Here is a 16388-nt window from a genome sequence, read left to right as displayed (position 1 = left end):
TTTTAATTAATGGTTGACATTTTTCTGTTGAATTTCGATTTCTTGCATGTAACGCAATATATTGGTTTCGAAGCTGGTCGGCACGTTTTCGAATAAACAGCCTATTCGGTTTTTGGTGGTGGTCGCACTGGTTTTGGTTTCGACGTTGTTTTTAATCACAAAGCTGATGTTACCGTGATTGCCGTTATGCAAATGTAATTCGCATTCGGTGAAGCGACAGTCCGGCTGCAGTTGGGCGGCCCACTTAGCATCGGCGTTCAAAAACGCCATCCCGCTGACGCTGAGGTCGTACAAGGGGAATATCACGGACTGTTCGACGGTTTCCTCGTTTTCGTTAGATGTAACCAGTTTGAGACGGCAATAACTTTCCGTATGGGATAAAGGGATTTTTACCCGATAAAATTGCCGGCGCTGCATCCAGAAAATCGCTTCCGGAATGGGCATCGATAATACCCATTCGTCGTCCTCGCGGGTTTTTTTAATGCCTTTGCCGCTGAAGGAGACTTTGATTCCTTCCACTTCGGTACGAAACAGCACTTTGCCGGACGCCAGCAATTGCTGATCAATGCTGTCGTTTGGGCCGCAGTCCAGGCTAAGGCTATTGTTGTTTTTGTCCAGGTTGACGATGGTCGTCAGGAACGAGGTATTTCGATCGCCGAAGTGTGCGCTGATCAAACACTTTCTACTGACTAATTCGCTGAAGTGGCTGAATACCAGCTTGGCATTTTTGACAACGTAATCGGATTCGGTGGACATCGGCGGCGGCTAAAAATTACGGTTTGATAGACCCGGTATTGTAAAATAGCCTGGATGTTTCTGCATGATTAGGAAAACCGAATGGGGTGGTTGTTATTGTTCAGTGCGGGGTGTTCGGAAATCGTCTTCGCGTTGAGCCTTAAGTATAACGAAGGTTTCAGTAAATTATGGCCTAGCGTTTTGACTTGTTTTTCCGGGGCGGGCAGCTTTTATTTGTTGATGCTTTCTCTTAAAAGCTTGCCGTTGGGTACTGCTTATGCGGTTTGGACGGGGATGGGGGCGGTCGGAGTTGCCGTAATCGGTATAGTGATGTTCAAAGAGTCCGCCGATTGGATCCGGTTGGTTTCTATCTTGCTGATTGTTGTCGGTATTGCGGGTTTGAAATTGACCCACGTCGAATAGTCATGCTGCATTTGCTGGCACAGGCGTCATTGTCCGATGAGGTGATGCTGCGCGTTGCAGCCGGAGACGATGTGTTATTGCAAGGCAGCGCGGTTTGGGCCGCTTTCCGGGGACATGCCGATAATCCAAAAGTTTTGCATTTGTTAGGATTGACATGCCGGATTTATGCCTTACAAGATTGGTTAACGGTTAACGGTATCGCTTTAGATCAATTGTTGACCGGCGTTGAGGCCATAGATTACGGCGAGTTGGTGGTACTGACGGAACAAAATCCGGTGATTGCCACATGGTGTTGATAGTCGATGGCCTAAGTTTGGAAACGACCGATGATGGCTTCTTGCGCGATTGCAGCGCCTGGAATCGTCAAGTAGCCGAGGCGCTGGCTTGCGCGGACGGCATTGAAATCGGCGAGGAACATTGGGAAATCCTGTATTTCATCCGCAACTATTACAGCCAATTCAAACATCTTCCCAATGCGCGCATGTTCGCCGCGGCAATCCGCAAACAATTGGGCGACGAAAAAGCGGCGAGTCGCTACCTGCAAACACTGTTTCCGCAAGGGCCGCTGAAATATGCTTGTAAATTGGCGGGTTTGCCGAAGCCGCCAACCTGTCTTTAGCCCTTATAACTTTTTTGAGAGTCACAAATGAGGAATCCGCGCGTAGGTTTTATTAGTTTGGGTTGTCCAAAAGCCTTGGTCGATAGCGAACAGATATTGACCCGGTTGCGTAGCGAGGGCTATTCGATTGCGCCTAACTATAAAGACTCGGATTTGGTTATCGTCAATACCTGCGGATTTATAGACGCGGCGGTCGAGGAATCCTTGGATAGCATAGGCGAAGCCTTGGCCGAAAACGGCAAAGTCATCGTCACCGGGTGTTTGGGCGCGCGTCAAGATGAAATTTTGGCCAGACATCCGCAGGTTTTGAAAATTACAGGGGCGCACGCTACCGAGGAAGTGGTCGATGCGGTTCATCAGCATTTGCCGCCGGCACATAACCCTTTTATGGATTTGCTGCCGCCGCAAGGCATTAAATTAACCCCTAAGCACTATGCCTATCTTAAAATTTCCGAAGGTTGCAATCACCGTTGCACGTTCTGCATCATTCCCTCCATGCGCGGCGACTTGCTTAGCCGGCCTATCGACGGTGTGATGCAAGAGGCCGAAAATCTGGCGAATGCGGGTGTTAAAGAGTTGCTGATCGTTTCGCAAGATACCAGTGCTTACGGATTGGATTTGAAGTATCAACCTGCTATCTGGCGCGGACTGGAACGGCAAACCCGTTTTTACGATCTGGCTGCGGCTTTGGGTGAATTGGGCATTTGGGTGCGGATGCATTACGTTTATCCCTATCCCCATGTCGACGAGGTGATTCCGCTGATGGCGGACAGAAAAATCTTGCCGTATTTGGATATTCCTTTTCAGCACGCTAACTCCCGGGTGTTGAAAGCGATGCGCCGGCCGGCGGCGGCTGAAAACAATTTGGAACGGATTCGTGCTTGGCGACAAGTTTGCCCCGATTTGACCATACGCAGTACTTTCATCGTCGGTTTTCCGGGGGAAACCGAACAGGATTTTGAGGAGTTGCTGCAGTTTCTGTCCGAAGCGCAGTTGGATAGAGTGGGATGTTTTGCTTATTCACCGGTGAAAGGCGCGGCGGCTAACGCATTGCCCGGTGCAGTAGCCGAAGATGTCAAGCAACAGCGTTTGGAGCGCTTCATGCAACATCAAGCGCAAATCAGTGCCGCGCGATTGCTGAGACGAATCGGCAAAATAGAGACGGTGTTAGTCGACGAAGTAGTGGAAGAAGGTGCGGTCGCGCGCAGCAGGAGCGATGCGCCTGAAATCGACGGTCAGGTATTCATTGATGGAGCTACCCATTTGCAGGTGGGTGATTTTGTTAGGGTGCAAATTGAAGACGCGGACGAATACGACTTGTGGGCCAGATTGTGCGCCGATTAGTCTGTGCGGATGTCGTTAACGCTTTTCCGGTATGGTCGCCACGACAGGGCGAATGGCGCGAAGAACTTGTAGTGTGGTTAGCACCTTAGATTTTGCCCCCTTAAGTAAAGAGGGGGCAAAAAAAGCCGCGCTCTGCTCAATACGTCAGCAGCAAAATCCCGACCGTCAATAAGGCGCAGGCATCGCCTCAGTCAACAGCCCATGGTTTAAGTTTGCTGAACCTGCAGGCGAGGGGCAGGACCAGTAGCTTGACCACTGCGGCTATTAGCCGCAGTGGCTCAGAAATTACAAGGCGAAGCGATTACAGCGGGGTAACGTTTTCGGCTTGCAGGCCTTTTTGACCGTTAGTCACTTCCATGGTCACTTTTTGGCCTTCTTTCAAGGTTTTACGGCCTGAGCCGTTAATGGCGCTGAAATGAACGAATACGTCTTTGCCGCCGTCTTGTTCGATGAAGCCGAAGCCTTTTTCATCGTTGAACCATTTCACTTTACCTTCTACTTGTGCTGACATAAATCTCTCTTTTACAAAATTGCCGTCGCCGGCGGGTTGTTACGGGTGTTGAATAAAGCAGGTAGAAGTAGGCACATCTGTAGCGACAACGATTACCGAGCTAAATCAGGGTTAATTATACATAGCAATATCGATAGTCCAAGAAAAAAGATGGATTCTGTGTGTTAAGGTTGGGTGACACGCCCTAAGGGCGATTTTTTTTAAATTTCGGCAAAATCGTTTGTTTATTATCGGCCGGTTTCGAGGCGGCGTTTAAGCTAACTGTCTAGCTTCTTAGTTATATTGACCGGCCGGGCGCGGCGGATGACGGCGTTCGGATTCGGGGGAAGAGGGCGGCTTTTTGCCTCAAGCTGGTTCATCGCCCGACTTGAGGCAAAACGGGGGATTAAAGGCCGCTTTGCTCCAGTTCGTGCTTTAATAGAATATACAGCTTGCTGGTGATGATTTCGTTTTTGTGCAATTTTTCCAAGGTTTCTTCCCTTAAAACCGATAAAGATTGCAGGGTAGTGGCTTCGTTCAAGCGGCTTAAAATTTCTTCGTTTTCACGAATAACCGCTTCCATTTTTTCATGGGTATTGTCGCGGATAGCGCGGAATAGATTGCGCAGGTTTTCTAACGCGGCTTTGTCGTCGAATACTTCTCTAAGGCTGGAGTTTTCCACCGCGTCCAACTCCTTCAGCACTTCGTTGCTGATTTTTTTCAAAGCGCGATAGTAACGGTAAATTTCCTCCGGTTTGACTTGATAATCGCGCCAAAATACTAGGTGGCTGACAATGGATACGAAACGGTCCAAGCTGTCGATAGGGAAGTTTTCGTCGATAGAATGGACTTGTTGCTGACCGCGTTTGATGCGCTCGGTTTGTATGCTCAGCATGTTGCTGATTTTTTTATAGGTTTTTTCCTCGATTTCGCCGCGCAGAAATATGTCTTTAAGCGCTTCTTTTTCTACGCCCAAGGCATAGGTGCGCAACATATCTTCAATTAAGGTATCGGACTCGCCGATGGCGTTTTTGCACTCCAGGCAAGCGATTTGGTACAAGCTTTGGTAGCGGCTTTTCAGTTTTTCGTATTGCTTAGGGGTCAGTTGCTGGTCTTGCAACAGTTCTTCCAATTTATCCAGCGACTTGTCGTAAATTTGCGCCTTACTCTTGTGATAGCCCACCTGCTCCATGGGGGTTAAAGCATCGATGCCTAGGGCGCGCATGACTTTGCCTATCGTGGTGGCTTTGACCAGCAGGGTGAAATAAATGCTGCCTATGGTCACCGCGGCGACAAAGTCTTTGACGCTGAAATTGAAGTGCCAGCCGGACACGGTCAAATCGTCGGGAATCAACAGCACCATGATTACCGCCAATGAACCGCGTAAGCTTCCCCAGGCGAGTAGATGCATCCAGTTGCTGGGAATCGGTCGTTCTTTACCGGTCCGGTTCAACAACCAAAGCAAGGGGTATACCGAAACAGCCCGGCCGACGACGACGGTGGCGATACCTAATAAAATAGGCAGTAAGGCGATATTCAAGTCGATCGCCAAGTCGGCGAACAGCAAGCCCATCAAAATGAATACCAGGGAGTTGGTGACGAAAGCGAAGTAACTCCAGAACTTCTCCATGTATTCTTCGACGTCGGCGGACATTTTGTAGCGGCCGAAATTGCCGATGACCATGGATGCGGTCAAGGTAGCGATGATGGACGACAAGCGGATTTCCTGACCGGCAATTTGCAGATGTTCGGAAATGACTTCGGTCAGTATGAAGGTGAAATGGGCGACTAGCAGCGTCAGCGTGATTTCCAGGTGCTCGTTACCGTGGACGCGTTCGATCAATTTTGCGAACAAAAAGCCCATGATCAGGCCAAACAGAATGCCGCCCAACAACATGGTGGAAAAGGAAAACAAGGCCGTCCATACGGAGTCGAAGCCGTGGAAGCCTTTGAGCATCAAATCCAGGGTCACTAAAAAAGCGGCGAAACCGGTGGCGTCGTTAAACAAGCTTTCCCCTTCGAATATCAGGGTTAGCCGTTGCGGAGCGCCGTACTCCTTAAACAAGGCGAGGACGGCTACCGGGTCGGTCGACGAAATGATGGCGCCGAACAACAGCAATACCAGCATGGGGACGTCGAATCCAGCCGTTTCGAAGGCGTAAAAGCCGGCGATGCCGATGAACAGAGTGGATACGAGTAGCCCGACGACTGCCAACAAGCCGATCGAGTAGATGTTTTCGGTGACGTGGCGGATATTCATGTTGTAGGCCGATTCGAAAATCAAGATCGGCAAAAACACGAAAAACAACAATTCCGGCGTGAGCTCGAAACTGGTAATGAATGAAAATAATTCGATATGAGACAACGGAACCAGCAGCGAGCCGGCGATCACCAGCAACACGGTGTAAGGTAGCTTGAGTTTTTTCGACAGCATGAAAACCGCCAGCGAAATTAACATCAAACTGAATAAAGACAAAAATACGTCGAGCTTCATAAGCCCTTCATCGAGATAAGAGTTATATCATCAAAGCAATAAGGCAGTTGCGATACCTCTAGGTTCCGCAACTGCCTTAGGCACTTACCGGACAGTATAGTTCGCTGCCGGTGCTCGGTGCTCGGCGCCGTTAGTAGCGCTTACCGATAGGTTGATCAGGCTTGCTCCAGCAAGTAAGTCAACCACAAGGATGATAGTTTTTCCTGCACGGTATTTTGCCGCAAGCGGGCGGCCAGATTTGGAAAGTCGACGTAGTCCAGCGCTTGGTCCTGGTTGTAGCAAGAGTACATGAAACTTTCTTCGCCGCTGTCCGGATCGACGTGCTTGCACATACATTGCGCGCAAACCCCTTTCATCATGCATTGCATCGGCGAGTTGATCGAGCCTACCGCTTCGTGGCCTTCCTTGAGATAGGGTTTTAGCACGCCGAAACGGGCCGCTTTGACGGCGGCCATCATTTTGTCCGAGCCTATGACGATCAAATGTTCCACGTCTTGCAGCCGAACTTGGGTTTCGCCCAGCTGGCCCTCGGCGTATGCGATCATGGCCTCGACGATGTTGCCGACGAAGGTTTTATCCTGTGGGCGGGTGACCGGAATCGCTTCGTTACCGGGGCGATTATCGACGGCCCAGACGATGACGTCCGAGGCTTCCTCGATTTCGGCGACTTTGAACAAATCGGCACGGTTGCGATAGCCGGCGAAATACAGCACTTTGTTGCCGGCTGCGCGCATGGCTTTACCGATGGAGAACAGCACTGCGTTACCCAAGCCGCCGCCCAACAACAGTACGGTTTTGCCGGTGGGGATCTCGGTCGGTGCGCCGGTGACGCCCATCAATACCAAAGGGTCGCCGGCCTTCCAGGTGGCGCACAAGCGGCTGGAACTGCCCATTTCCAAGGCGATCAAGGACACCAAGCCCCGTTCTTTATCCACCCAGGCGCCGGTCAGGGCCAAGCCCTCGGCCGCCAAGGCGGTGCCCTCGACCACGGGAGCCAGGGATTCGAAGTTTTGTACCCGGTAAAACTGGCCGGGCTCGAAATTTTTGGCGGCTGCCGGCGCTTTGATCACGACTTCGATGATGGTTGGGGTCAAGCGGTTGACTTCAACCACGTGGGCTTTGAAATAACCGTCCAGCGAGTCTTGCAAAGCGTGCAATCGGGCGTTGCGTTCGTTTTGTTCGGCCGGGTCCAGCGCGGCCAATTCGTCAGCAAACAGCTTTACCACATAGGGATAGCCGTCTTTGGCGCTAGCCATGGCTTTTACCACGTTGCCGGCATAAACCGGGTGGTTGTCGCCGTAGAAACTGATGTAGCGGTCTTCGCTGCAATACGAGGTAAAAGGCGCCGGTTTGCCGACTTTTACCTGGGCTTCGTCGGCCATCGCTACCAATGCCGCTTTGCCGTCCAGCCATTCCGGTTCGTGGCGTTTGTAGAATTTGCCTTCCATTTGGAAGGTGCGCGGGTGTTCGCTTTGGTAAATCGTGTTGGGCGCGGTGCCGGCGGCAATGAACAAGCCGCGCAAGCCGACCTCGACTTCGTCGGTTTTACGCCATTTGCCGTCTTGTAATTCCAGTTTTTCGAAGCGGACTGCCTTTAGATGGCCGTATGGGTCTTCGACGGCTTCCAAGGGGCTCATGCCTTCGGCCAGATAAATGCCTTCCGACAGGGCTTCGTGGATTTCCTCGTGGTTTTGCCGGTAAGCGGGCGAGTCTTTGATGCCTTTGCGGTAAAACAGGGTGACGCCGCCCCACTGTTTCAAAAACGGCAGAAAATCCGGGGTTTCGCCGGCTGCGGCGGCGCGGGTGCGTTCGGCTTCTATGATGCGGCCGTGCGCTAAAAATTCTTCCAGGATTTCCAGTTCTTCGGCGTCGTAACGGCTGCGTACTTCGGTTTCACCGTATTGCGCGACCAGTTTGTCGTAGCGCTTGGTGATTTTGCTGACTTGCAACGGATAATAGGCCAACAATTCGGTGGCGGTGTCGATAGCGGTCAGGCCGCCGCCGATGACGCCGCACGGCATCCGGACTTGCAGGTTGGCCAGCGAGGTTTCTTTGGCCGCGCCGGTCAATTGCAAGCCCATCAAAAAGTCCGAAGCTTTGCGAATGCCGCGGATCATGTTGTTTTTCAGATCGATGACCGTCGGTTTGCCGGCGCCGCTAGCGATGGCGATATGGTCGAAACCCAACTCCCAGGCCTCGTCTATGCTGACGGTGCCGCCGAAACGCACGCCGCCGTAACATTTAAACGCATTGCGGCGCAGCAAGGTCAGGTAAATGACTTTTAGAAAGTTTTTATCCCAGCGCACGGTGATGCCGTACTCGGCCACGCCGCCGAAGCCCAGCATGATGCGTTTGTCCAGATCGTCGTACAGCTCCTTAAAGTCCAAAATCGGCATTGGGGCGTTGTTGCGGTCGCCGGTCAAATGCAGGGGTAGCGGTTCTATTTTCAGGCCGTCTATGCCGACCACGCCGAAGCCTTCGTTCAACAGGTAATGGGCCAGGGTGTAGCCGGCCGGTCCCATGCCGGCGATCAGCACGTTTTTGCCGTTGTAAGGCAAGGCGACCGGGCGTTTGACGTTTAGGGGGTTCCAGCGGGTCAACAGGCTGTAAATTTCGAATCCCCACGGCATGAACAACACGTCGGTCAGGACGTTGGTCTCGATTTGCGGAATGTTGACTGCCTCGGTTTTTTGATAGATACAGCCGCGCATGCAGTCGTTGCAAATCCTGTGGCCGGTGCCGGGGCACATCGGGTTGTCGATGATGATCATCGCCAGCGCGCCGATGTTGTCGCCCTGACGCTTGACCAAGTGCATTTCGGAGATTTTTTCCTGCAGCGGGCAACCGGTCATCAACGAGCCCAGATGATTGGCTTTGAACGTGCCGTCTTTTTTGTTTTTGATGCCTTTGGAACAGGAGTCGTTGTCGCGGTCGTGGCAATAAATGCAATGGTCGACTTCGTACAAGGTTTGGCGCTGATTGAAGCGTTTATCGGTCAAGGCGAAACCGTCGCGGCGCCGGTGTTCGTGTTCGCCGCAAGCCCATACCCGGTAGCCGGACTGTTCAACCGAGTCGTGATGGACCAAGTTGTCCAAATCGGTCTTCTCGGCAATTTTAAAACTGAGCCATTTTTTGACTAAGGCTTGTAATTCCGGGGCTTGTTTGGCGGCGAAACTCCAGCGCCAGACGATGTCCAGCAAGCCGCCGATCAAGCTGCTAGCGCTGTCGTAGTTGACATTCAGGGCCGGAAATTCGGCTATGCGACTTTTGAGTACGGCTACGTCCGCTTCGCTTAGCTCGGCTTGCTGCGACAACTGCCACAATTCGGCGCCCAGTTGCGCGACGGCAAGTTCAGGGTCTTGGGCGAACACGGTTTGTTTGGCGGTTGCGCTTATTAAAGCTTCCAACTGCCCTTGTAATTCGGTTAAGTTCCAGCCGTCGCATGTTTGGCCTTTGAAACGGCTGGCCAATTTGCCGACGATTTCGGTGCGGTAGACGAAGATGCTGTCGAATTCGTCGCCGATTTTGCCGATTTGTTGCTCGCGTACATCGGTTACATTGAACAAGCGAGCCACGAAGGTACCAACCAAAGGCGCCAATTTAACTAAAAGTTCCGACACGGCTTCGGGCTTCATGCCTTCGCCGCCGCAGGCGCGGTAGGCGCTAAGCTCCGCGAACAGCTCGGGGGCGTGCTGCTTGACCGAATCGTCGAACGTCGTCATCAGGTCTTGCAAGCGCTGAGCGTCGTGCAGATCCTGATAGTCGAATCCGGGCAGGCCCAGGGACAGTTGAGTAAATTGACTGGTGTTGGGATGCTGTGACATGGACTTGTTCCTTAAGTTAAGAAGAGGGATGGAAAACAATGCTGGCTTTACGCTATGCCTTGGGGTGGACGGTGGTTCCGTGGCCGCCGCCAAGGCTTAGGCAATTTGGGATGTTATTACTCTGAAAATCATCGTAGGGGAGCGTTCTCGTCGCGAATAGCCCTTCGAATTGCGATGGAGCGTCGGTCCCGTTATCAATGCTTTTCATTGGCCGGGGGGGCTTGTCATGCGTTCATGCGCGTTAGGGTAAATCTTCGATAGTGTTATCGCGCTGTATTTCCATTACGTCGTCTTTATTCAAGCCTAGCGCGAGGGCAATTGCACTGGCGACGTAGATGGAGGAATAAGTACCGACCACGACGCCTATCAGCATCGCGACAGAAAAACCGTGTATGGTTTTTCCGCCTAAAAATACCAATGCCAGCACGGTCAAGAACACGGTGAACGAGGTCAGCAGGGTGCGGCTCAAGGTTTCGTTCAACGCGACATTGGTGACTTCATCCACGCTGCTTACCCGGCTGGAGCGGAAATTCTCCCGGATTCTGTCGTAAACGACGATGGTGTCGTTAATCGAATAACCGATAATCGCTAACAGTGCGGACAACACGGTCATGTCGAATTCCCAGCCGAAGACGGAAAAAAATCCCAGGGTGATAACCGAGTCGTGAACCAATGCGAGGACCGCGCCGACCGAGAATTTCCATTCGAAGCGCACGCTAACGTAAATCATCACGCCGATGAAAGCGAACAGCAGCGCAAGGCCGCCGTCGTCCAGCAATTCGTCTCCGACCTGCGGGCCGACGAATTCCACCCGCCGCAATTCGCCGGGTTGCGTCTGGCTGGCGTTGGCCGCATCCAATACTTGCTGACCCAGTTGTTGCTGGTTAACGGCGGTAATGGGTTTTAATCGCACCAATACTTCTTCGGAACTGCCGAAATGTTGCACGTTGGCGTCGGCAAAGCCGCGTTCGGCTAAGCTATCGCGCATCTTGGTCAAATCCACCGATTGGTTGAAATGCATTTCGTATACGCTGCCGCCGGTAAAATCTATGCCTAAATTCAAGCCGTTAATGCATAACGAGAGAATGGAGGCGGCGACCAACAGGCCGGAAAAAATGAATGCCAGCTTGCGCTTGCCTAAGAAATCGAGTTGGGAAACGGTTTGCATGCACGAATCCTATCAGTGAAGTAAAACCACGTAGGCTTTGATTCTATGGTCAAGAGCCAAATTGTTGAATTGTACTATTTTTTCCAGAAAGTAGGGGTAAAAAGCACGACCAGGGTAAAAACCTCCAAGCGTCCGAGCAACATGGTTACGGCGCAAATCCAGGTTTGAAAATCGTTTAAATGCGCGTAGTTTGTCGAGGGGCCTACGCTGTTCAAACCCGGGCCGGCGTTGTTGATACACGCTAAAACCGCACTGAGGGCGGAAATGGGGTCCATGCCGGTAAATATCAGCGCAAAGGTCATTACCACCACGGAAATGAAGTACAAGAAAATAAACGCCAGCACCGCGAAGATGATCTTATTGGCGATGACGGTGTTGCCGATGCGGATTGGATTGACGGCGCGCGGATGCAGGATTTTGAACATTTCCCGGCCCGCTTGTTTGAATAAAAGCAAGGCACGAAACATTTTGATGCCGCCGCCGGTTGAGCCGGTACAAATGGTGATGCAGCTGAGAAACAGCATCCACCAGGGAATAAACGGCGGCCATTTGTCGAAATCGTCGTTGGTGAATCCGGCATCGGTGGCGATCGAGACTAAATTGAAGGTGATGTAGCGTAAACCGGTGAGAAAATCCGGATAAACGGCGAAATGTTCAATATGAAACGCGCATAGCAGGATGCTACCGGTTAAAAGACCTAGCATGGGCATGAATTCCGGGTCTTGGGAATACGCTTTGGTGCTTTTGCAATGAATGGCGGAGTAATGGGTGGCGAAATTGGTTGCGCCGATTAACATGAATACCGTAATCACCAGTTCTATCGCCGGCGAGTCGTAATAACCTATGCTGGCGTCGTGGGTGGAAAAGCCGCCCAGCGATAGCGTGGAAAAGGCATGGCAAATCGCGTCGAACCAGGTCATGCCGGCGACGTACAAACATACGCTACACAGCAGGGTGTAACCGGCATAGACCAGCCATAACAAGCGGGCGGTTTCGGTGATGCGCGGGGTCAGCTTGCTGTCTTTAACCGGGCCGGGAATTTCCGCTTTATACAGCTGCATGCCGCCGACGCCCAATAACGGCAAAATCGCTACGGCCAACACGATAATCCCCAGCCCGCCTATCCAGTTCAATTCGTGCCGCCAAAGATTCAGCGACGGTGCCAGATTGTCCAACCCCACTAATACGGTTGCCCCGGTAGTGGTGAATCCGGACATGGTTTCGAAAAAAGCGTCGGTAAACGACAAGCCCGGCATGCCCCACAGCAAGGGTAAGGTGGCGGCGGATGCCATCAACAGCCAAAAAAACGCCACCAATAAATAGCCGTCGCGATTCCGCAAATCCCCGCGGTAACGCATGGTCGCTCCGGCTAAGGTGCCGCCTATGCCTATGTTCAAGGACATGCCGCGCAGAAAATGTTCGGTCATGCCGTCGCCGAAATAAAGCGAAGCCGCAATCGGCAGGGTGTAGGTCAACCCGAAAATCATCAAGATCAGGCCTAACACGAAGCCTAAAGTACAAAATCGTTGCATAGGGGCCTGTTTTTGCCGAAAAAACGCGGCTGGCGACCAGATTGGTAATGGTTGGCAGGGGTGGGGATTGTAGCAAACATTCGCATAAATTCGCGCCGTCATATAACGGTAAAACAACAGTCATTTGCTCGTCATCTTGTGGGATTACGCTTAGCACACATCCGGAGAAATAGAAAATTACGGAAAAAATGGGTTTTCCAGTTGCCGCAACGGGGTGCGGCACGCTAAGCGGAGTACTGACATGAAACTGATGTATACCATACACAATTACGACGTCCGGTTATTTACCAGTTTGACCAACAGCGCCTTGCATGCCGGCTTGGCTGCGTTCTGCCGGCGCTTGTCCAAGACGGCGGACGGTCTACTGTACGTGTTGCTGGCAGCCCTGCTGCTGTGGCAGCACGGGGTGAGCGATCCTTTATTGCAAGTCATGGTTTTGGGCTTTTTGCTGGAAAGACCGCTGTATTTTCTGTTGAAAAACGGCTTTAAACGGAATAGGCCGCAACAGGCATTAACCGGCTTTCGTAGCGTCATTACCCCTTCGGATCAATTTAGTTTTCCGTCGGGCCATACTTCCGCCGCCTTTATGGTGGCAACCATGGTCAGTTATTTTTTTCCGGCACTAGCGCCGGGGTTATACGCCTGGGCTTTAGCTATCGGTTTTTCCCGCGTGGTGCTGGGCGTGCATTTCCCTACCGATACCCTGATGGGGGCGGTGTTAGGCTCGTTTACTGCGTTTATCAGTCTTAATAGCATTCTATGATGAAAATTTTTTACGGTGTCCAAGGCACCGGTAACGGACACATCACCCGTGCCCGGGTGATGGCGCGCGAGTTATTTAAAGCCGGCTTCGATGTTACCTTTCAATTTACCGGCCGGCCGGCGGACAAGTATTTCGACATGGAGGTGTTCAATGGTTATCAGGTTAGGGAAGGATTAACCTTTAATACCAGCAACGGCCAGGTGTCGTATTTGAAAACCGCACTGCAAGCCAAGCCTATCCGCTTTGTCACAGACGTCAACCGCCTGGATTTGCGCGCTTACGATTTGGTGATCAGCGACTTTGAGCCCGTCACCGCTTGGGCGGCAAAACGGCAAAGAAAAACAGTGATAGGCATAGGCCACCAGTATGCGTTCGGCCATCAAGTGCCGCGCCAGGGTTCCGATCCCTTGGCGGAACAAGTAATGAAATATTTCGCGCCGGCCGACATCGGTGTCGGTTTGCATTGGCATCATTTCGGTCAACCGATCTTGCCGCCCATCATAGAGACGCCGAATTTTCCGGAGAAAATTCAGGCGGACAAGATTTTGGTGTATTTGCCGTTCGAAAATCCGCACAAGGTACTCCAGCACTTATGTCCGTTCGAGAACTTTCGCTTTCACGTCTATTCGCCGGACGTCATTGATTCCAAATATTCGCACGTGCAATTCAAAGCCTTGTCCCGGGAAGGGTTTCAGCGCGACTTGTACGATTGCGCCGGCATTATCAGCAACGCCGGTTTCGAATTGGCCAGCGAATCCTTGCAGCTTGGCAAAAAAATCCTTGCCAAGCCCTTGCACGCGCAAATGGAGCAAATTTCCAACGCGGCGGCGCTGGTGCAATTGGGTTACGGACATACCATGTATGAACTGGACAGCGCGGTGATAGAAGACTGGCTGCACAATCCGCATGCCGTACACGTTACTTACCCCAACGTCGCGAAGGTGTTGGTGCAGTGGTTACACGACGGCATGCCGGCCATGGATATGGATTTCGTGGAGAATGTCTGGAACAGTGTGGAAGTTTTGCAAATCCGGCATAAACCGGGACATACCGCTTAGTCCTTATCTTCGTCGGGTATCAGGTTTTTCAACTCTTGCGACAACATGGTTTGCGCGCCTTGAACCACGATCTCTTCGCCGGGCGAGAACGGTTCGCCGGCAAAATACCCGTTGGCGCCCGGCGTCAAGGTCGGTAACAAGCGGCGGACGAATTGGCCTGCCGCGCTTTGGACAAACACAAAGGCTTGACCTAAATGCCAGACGACGGCGGATTCCGGAATCCATACGCCTTGACTCGCCTGATTGCCGCGCTTGATCCAAGCAGTCACTCGGGCGCCGTAAGGCAGGTTTTGTTGTTCGGTGAAGCAGAAATATTGACGGCCTTGGGTCAAGGGGTCGGCCTGGGGAGCTGGGCCGATTAGATGCGCCGTAATGGCTTGGGTACGGTCGCCGTGTTGTGCCACGGCGATGTCTTGGGTGTTGTCCGGTAGCGATGAGTTGGGCGGCAGACTAATGATGAGCAATTGGCGGCGCTGGACCAGAAACGGCGCTATCTGTTTGCCGTCGGGCTCGGCGAACCACGCCGTCAGTGTATCGCCCCACTGCAAGCGACTGGCGGAGAGTAGATTCTGCCGGCGGTAGCCCGTAGCGGCTAAATTGGCCTGATCGCTTTGCCATTGGGCTTGCTGCTCTTGCAAGCGGCGGGTGGACACGATGTCGTGACTGTGCAAATCCCGGGTTCTGGCTAAATTGGCGTCCGATGCGCGGTAGCGAGCTTGTGCGCTGCTTTGCACGGCTTGTTCCTGCAACAATTGCTGGCGAAAGGTCAGCAAGGGCTCCAGGTTGATGACGCTGCCGAAGGCCGTGGTTTCCGGTGCTTGGCTTGCGGCTGCTAAGGCTTGGGTTTTAATGCCCGCCAGCTGGCGTAAATCGGTGCTGGCGTTTTCGGATGCGGCGGCCGGCGCCTCGTCGTCATCGGCGTAACTAACCGGGCCGCGGCTAAGCAGCACGGCCAATAGTGTTATTACGGCGGATTTAACCAACATAGTTCGAGTTATCAGTGGGCGGGCGCTAAGCCTGACATGAGCGGGTGACGATTTTTGCATACTTGGCTATTGTAATTTTTTGTTGTTAAAAAAAAATAGCCGGTTATGCTGTGGGAGTTGCTTACTGTTGCGGGAATCGGAAATGAAACACATGCCAGACCACTTGAAATATGCGGTGACTCACGAATGGGCTTGTCTCGAAGACGCACAAATCGTCCGGGTCGGTATCACCGATTTCGCCCAGTCGGAATTGGGCGACATCGTATTCATAGGCTTGCCGGACATAGGCCGTAAAGTCAAATTCAACGAACAGCTAGCGGTCGTGGAATCGGTTAAGACCGCTTCGGATTTGTTCAGCCCGGCAACCGGGACCGTCGTGGCGGTCAACCCGGCCGTGCAGGACGAGCCGGAGCGGATCAACGAGGATGCGTTTGTCAATTGGCTGTTTTGCATACAGGCCGACGATCCGTCCGAGTTGGATCAGCTGATGGACGCGCAGGCCTATCAAAAAATGATAGAAGAGTGACGAGAGTACGTTAACGATGGCGAATCAGAATGCAAAAGGGTTAAAACGCTTAATCAACGCTTGTTTTTTTTCGGTGGCCGGGTTCAAGGCGACTTGGCAACACGAGGAAGCATTTCGCCAGGAAGTGGCGCTGTTCGCCGTCGCGACTCCGTTAGCCTTATGGCTGGGCCATACCCCGATAGAAAAAGTGTTGCTGATCGGCAGCGTCGTGTTGGTGTTGTTGGTAGAGCTATTGAATTCGGCGGTGGAAGCGGTGGTGGACCGGGTCGGTTTCGAACATCACGAGCTATCCGGCCGGGCCAAAGACATCGGCTCGGCGGCCGTCATGCTGTCTTTGGCTTGGGCGGCGGCGACTTGGGCGTTGATCCTATTGTAAGCTCGGCATAGCGCCGGCTTGTGCCGTAAGCCAACATCCGTTACCTTAGC

General features: G+C 52.5%; 15 protein-coding genes. 8 read left to right on the top strand and 7 right to left on the bottom strand.

Features of this window, described 5'->3' with window-relative positions; all coding sequences use genetic code 11:
* Window positions 1-6 precede the first annotated feature (6 nt).
* Window positions 7-756 (bottom strand): flagellar brake protein, encoded by a 750-nt coding sequence (locus F1E05_RS17350; RefSeq protein WP_150050684.1) that lies wholly within the window; start codon window positions 754-756, stop codon window positions 7-9.
* Window positions 757-837: 81 nt separating this feature from the next.
* Here F1E05_RS17350 and F1E05_RS17345 point away from each other — a divergent pair, with 81 nt between their 5' ends.
* Genes F1E05_RS17345 through rimO form a run of 4 tightly spaced genes read left to right on the top strand, consistent with a single transcriptional unit; the run spans window position 838 to window position 3121 of the window.
* On the top strand, window positions 838-1158 hold the full coding sequence (locus tag F1E05_RS17345; RefSeq protein WP_150050682.1) for a DMT family transporter: 321 nt from the start codon (window positions 838-840) through the stop codon (window positions 1156-1158).
* 2 nt (window positions 1159-1160) lie between these two features.
* Window positions 1161-1454 (top strand): DsrH/TusB family sulfur metabolism protein, encoded by a 294-nt coding sequence (locus tag F1E05_RS17340; RefSeq protein WP_150050680.1) that lies wholly within the window; start codon window positions 1161-1163, stop codon window positions 1452-1454.
* The gene (locus F1E05_RS17335) at window positions 1445-1777 is read left to right on the top strand and encodes a TusE/DsrC/DsvC family sulfur relay protein (protein ID WP_150050678.1); all 333 of its coding nucleotides are present in this window, start codon (window positions 1445-1447) and stop codon (window positions 1775-1777) included. The genes F1E05_RS17340 and F1E05_RS17335 overlap by 10 nt, the downstream gene beginning before the upstream one ends.
* Window positions 1778-1804: 27 nt before the next feature.
* Window positions 1805-3121 (top strand): 30S ribosomal protein S12 methylthiotransferase RimO, encoded by a 1317-nt coding sequence (gene rimO / locus F1E05_RS17330; protein WP_150050676.1) that lies wholly within the window; start codon window positions 1805-1807, stop codon window positions 3119-3121.
* Between the two features lie 301 nt (window positions 3122-3422).
* Here rimO and F1E05_RS17325 read toward each other — a convergent pair whose 3' ends face one another.
* From F1E05_RS17325 to F1E05_RS17305, 5 genes are all read right to left on the bottom strand, one after another.
* Window positions 3423-3632, bottom strand: coding sequence for a cold-shock protein (locus tag F1E05_RS17325; RefSeq protein WP_150050674.1), 210 nt, complete (start codon window positions 3630-3632; stop codon window positions 3423-3425).
* A gap of 385 nt (window positions 3633-4017) precedes the next feature.
* Complete coding sequence (locus tag F1E05_RS17320) at window positions 4018-6105, bottom strand: cation:proton antiporter (RefSeq protein WP_150050672.1); 2088 nt, start codon at window positions 6103-6105, stop codon at window positions 4018-4020.
* Between the two features lie 155 nt (window positions 6106-6260).
* On the bottom strand, window positions 6261-9929 hold the full coding sequence (locus tag F1E05_RS17315; RefSeq protein WP_150050670.1) for a pyridine nucleotide-disulfide oxidoreductase: 3669 nt from the start codon (window positions 9927-9929) through the stop codon (window positions 6261-6263).
* A 241-nt stretch (window positions 9930-10170) separates the two neighbouring features.
* A complete protein-coding gene (gene secF / locus F1E05_RS17310) occupies window positions 10171-11097 on the bottom strand; it encodes a protein translocase subunit SecF (RefSeq protein WP_150050668.1) in 927 nt (308 codons plus the stop codon).
* A gap of 74 nt (window positions 11098-11171) precedes the next feature.
* The gene (locus F1E05_RS17305) at window positions 11172-12629 is read right to left on the bottom strand and encodes a TrkH family potassium uptake protein (RefSeq protein ID WP_150050666.1); all 1458 of its coding nucleotides are present in this window, start codon (window positions 12627-12629) and stop codon (window positions 11172-11174) included.
* A gap of 241 nt (window positions 12630-12870) precedes the next feature.
* Between F1E05_RS17305 and F1E05_RS17300 the strand changes: the two genes are divergently transcribed.
* Complete coding sequence (locus F1E05_RS17300) at window positions 12871-13392, top strand: phosphatase PAP2 family protein (RefSeq protein ID WP_150050664.1); 522 nt, start codon at window positions 12871-12873, stop codon at window positions 13390-13392.
* Window positions 13392-14450: an MJ1255/VC2487 family glycosyltransferase gene (locus tag F1E05_RS17295; RefSeq protein ID WP_150052069.1), complete on the top strand. Its 1059-nt coding sequence runs from the start codon at window positions 13392-13394 to the stop codon at window positions 14448-14450. Before F1E05_RS17300 ends, F1E05_RS17295 begins: the two co-directional genes overlap by 1 nt.
* On the opposite strand, the gene F1E05_RS17290 is transcribed toward F1E05_RS17295, so the two are convergent.
* Entirely contained in the window at window positions 14447-15436 is a 990-nt protein-coding gene (locus F1E05_RS17290; RefSeq protein WP_150050662.1) for an efflux RND transporter periplasmic adaptor subunit, read from the bottom strand. The two genes, F1E05_RS17295 and F1E05_RS17290, sit on opposite strands and share 4 nt — an antisense overlap.
* A 142-nt stretch (window positions 15437-15578) precedes the next feature.
* On the opposite strand from F1E05_RS17290, the gene gcvH reads away from it, so the two are divergent.
* A complete protein-coding gene (gcvH, locus tag F1E05_RS17285) occupies window positions 15579-15962 on the top strand; it encodes a glycine cleavage system protein GcvH (RefSeq protein WP_150050660.1) in 384 nt (127 codons plus the stop codon).
* Between the two features lie 16 nt (window positions 15963-15978).
* Window positions 15979-16338 carry a diacylglycerol kinase gene (locus F1E05_RS17280; RefSeq protein WP_150050658.1) on the top strand — a complete coding sequence of 120 codons (360 nt, stop codon included), beginning with the start codon at window positions 15979-15981 and terminating at the stop codon, window positions 16336-16338.
* The last annotated feature ends 50 nt before the right edge of the window (window positions 16339-16388 follow it).

It is taken from the genome of Methylomonas rhizoryzae, from assembly GCF_008632455.1.
GTDB classification, from domain to species: domain Bacteria; phylum Pseudomonadota; class Gammaproteobacteria; order Methylococcales; family Methylomonadaceae; genus Methylomonas; species Methylomonas rhizoryzae.
This window is presented reverse-complemented; position numbering and strand designations above follow the sequence as displayed.

What these genes read in the sequence shown, in the direction of transcription:
- F1E05_RS17300 (WP_150050664.1), top strand. Translation starts at nt 12,871, where the DNA reads ATGAAACTGATGTATACCATACACAATTACGACGTCCGGTTATTTACC.
- F1E05_RS17280 (WP_150050658.1), top strand. Translation starts at nt 15,979, where the DNA reads ATGGCGAATCAGAATGCAAAAGGGTTAAAACGCTTAATCAACGCTTGT.
- rimO (WP_150050676.1), top strand. Translation starts at nt 1,805, where the DNA reads ATGAGGAATCCGCGCGTAGGTTTTATTAGTTTGGGTTGTCCAAAAGCC.
- F1E05_RS17305 (WP_150050666.1), bottom strand. Translation starts at nt 12,629, where the DNA reads ATGCAACGATTTTGTACTTTAGGCTTCGTGTTAGGCCTGATCTTGATG.
- F1E05_RS17315 (WP_150050670.1), bottom strand. Translation starts at nt 9,929, where the DNA reads ATGTCACAGCATCCCAACACCAGTCAATTTACTCAACTGTCCCTGGGC.
- F1E05_RS17325 (WP_150050674.1), bottom strand. Translation starts at nt 3,632, where the DNA reads ATGTCAGCACAAGTAGAAGGTAAAGTGAAATGGTTCAACGATGAAAAA.
- secF (WP_150050668.1), bottom strand. Translation starts at nt 11,097, where the DNA reads ATGCAAACCGTTTCCCAACTCGATTTCTTAGGCAAGCGCAAGCTGGCA.
- F1E05_RS17320 (WP_150050672.1), bottom strand. Translation starts at nt 6,105, where the DNA reads ATGAAGCTCGACGTATTTTTGTCTTTATTCAGTTTGATGTTAATTTCG.
- F1E05_RS17345 (WP_150050682.1), top strand. Translation starts at nt 838, where the DNA reads ATGGGGTGGTTGTTATTGTTCAGTGCGGGGTGTTCGGAAATCGTCTTC.
- F1E05_RS17290 (WP_150050662.1), bottom strand. Translation starts at nt 15,436, where the DNA reads ATGTTGGTTAAATCCGCCGTAATAACACTATTGGCCGTGCTGCTTAGC.
- F1E05_RS17295 (WP_150052069.1), top strand. Translation starts at nt 13,392, where the DNA reads ATGAAAATTTTTTACGGTGTCCAAGGCACCGGTAACGGACACATCACC.
- gcvH (WP_150050660.1), top strand. Translation starts at nt 15,579, where the DNA reads ATGAAACACATGCCAGACCACTTGAAATATGCGGTGACTCACGAATGG.
- F1E05_RS17340 (WP_150050680.1), top strand. Translation starts at nt 1,161, where the DNA reads ATGCTGCATTTGCTGGCACAGGCGTCATTGTCCGATGAGGTGATGCTG.
- F1E05_RS17335 (WP_150050678.1), top strand. Translation starts at nt 1,445, where the DNA reads ATGGTGTTGATAGTCGATGGCCTAAGTTTGGAAACGACCGATGATGGC.
- F1E05_RS17350 (WP_150050684.1), bottom strand. Translation starts at nt 756, where the DNA reads ATGTCCACCGAATCCGATTACGTTGTCAAAAATGCCAAGCTGGTATTC.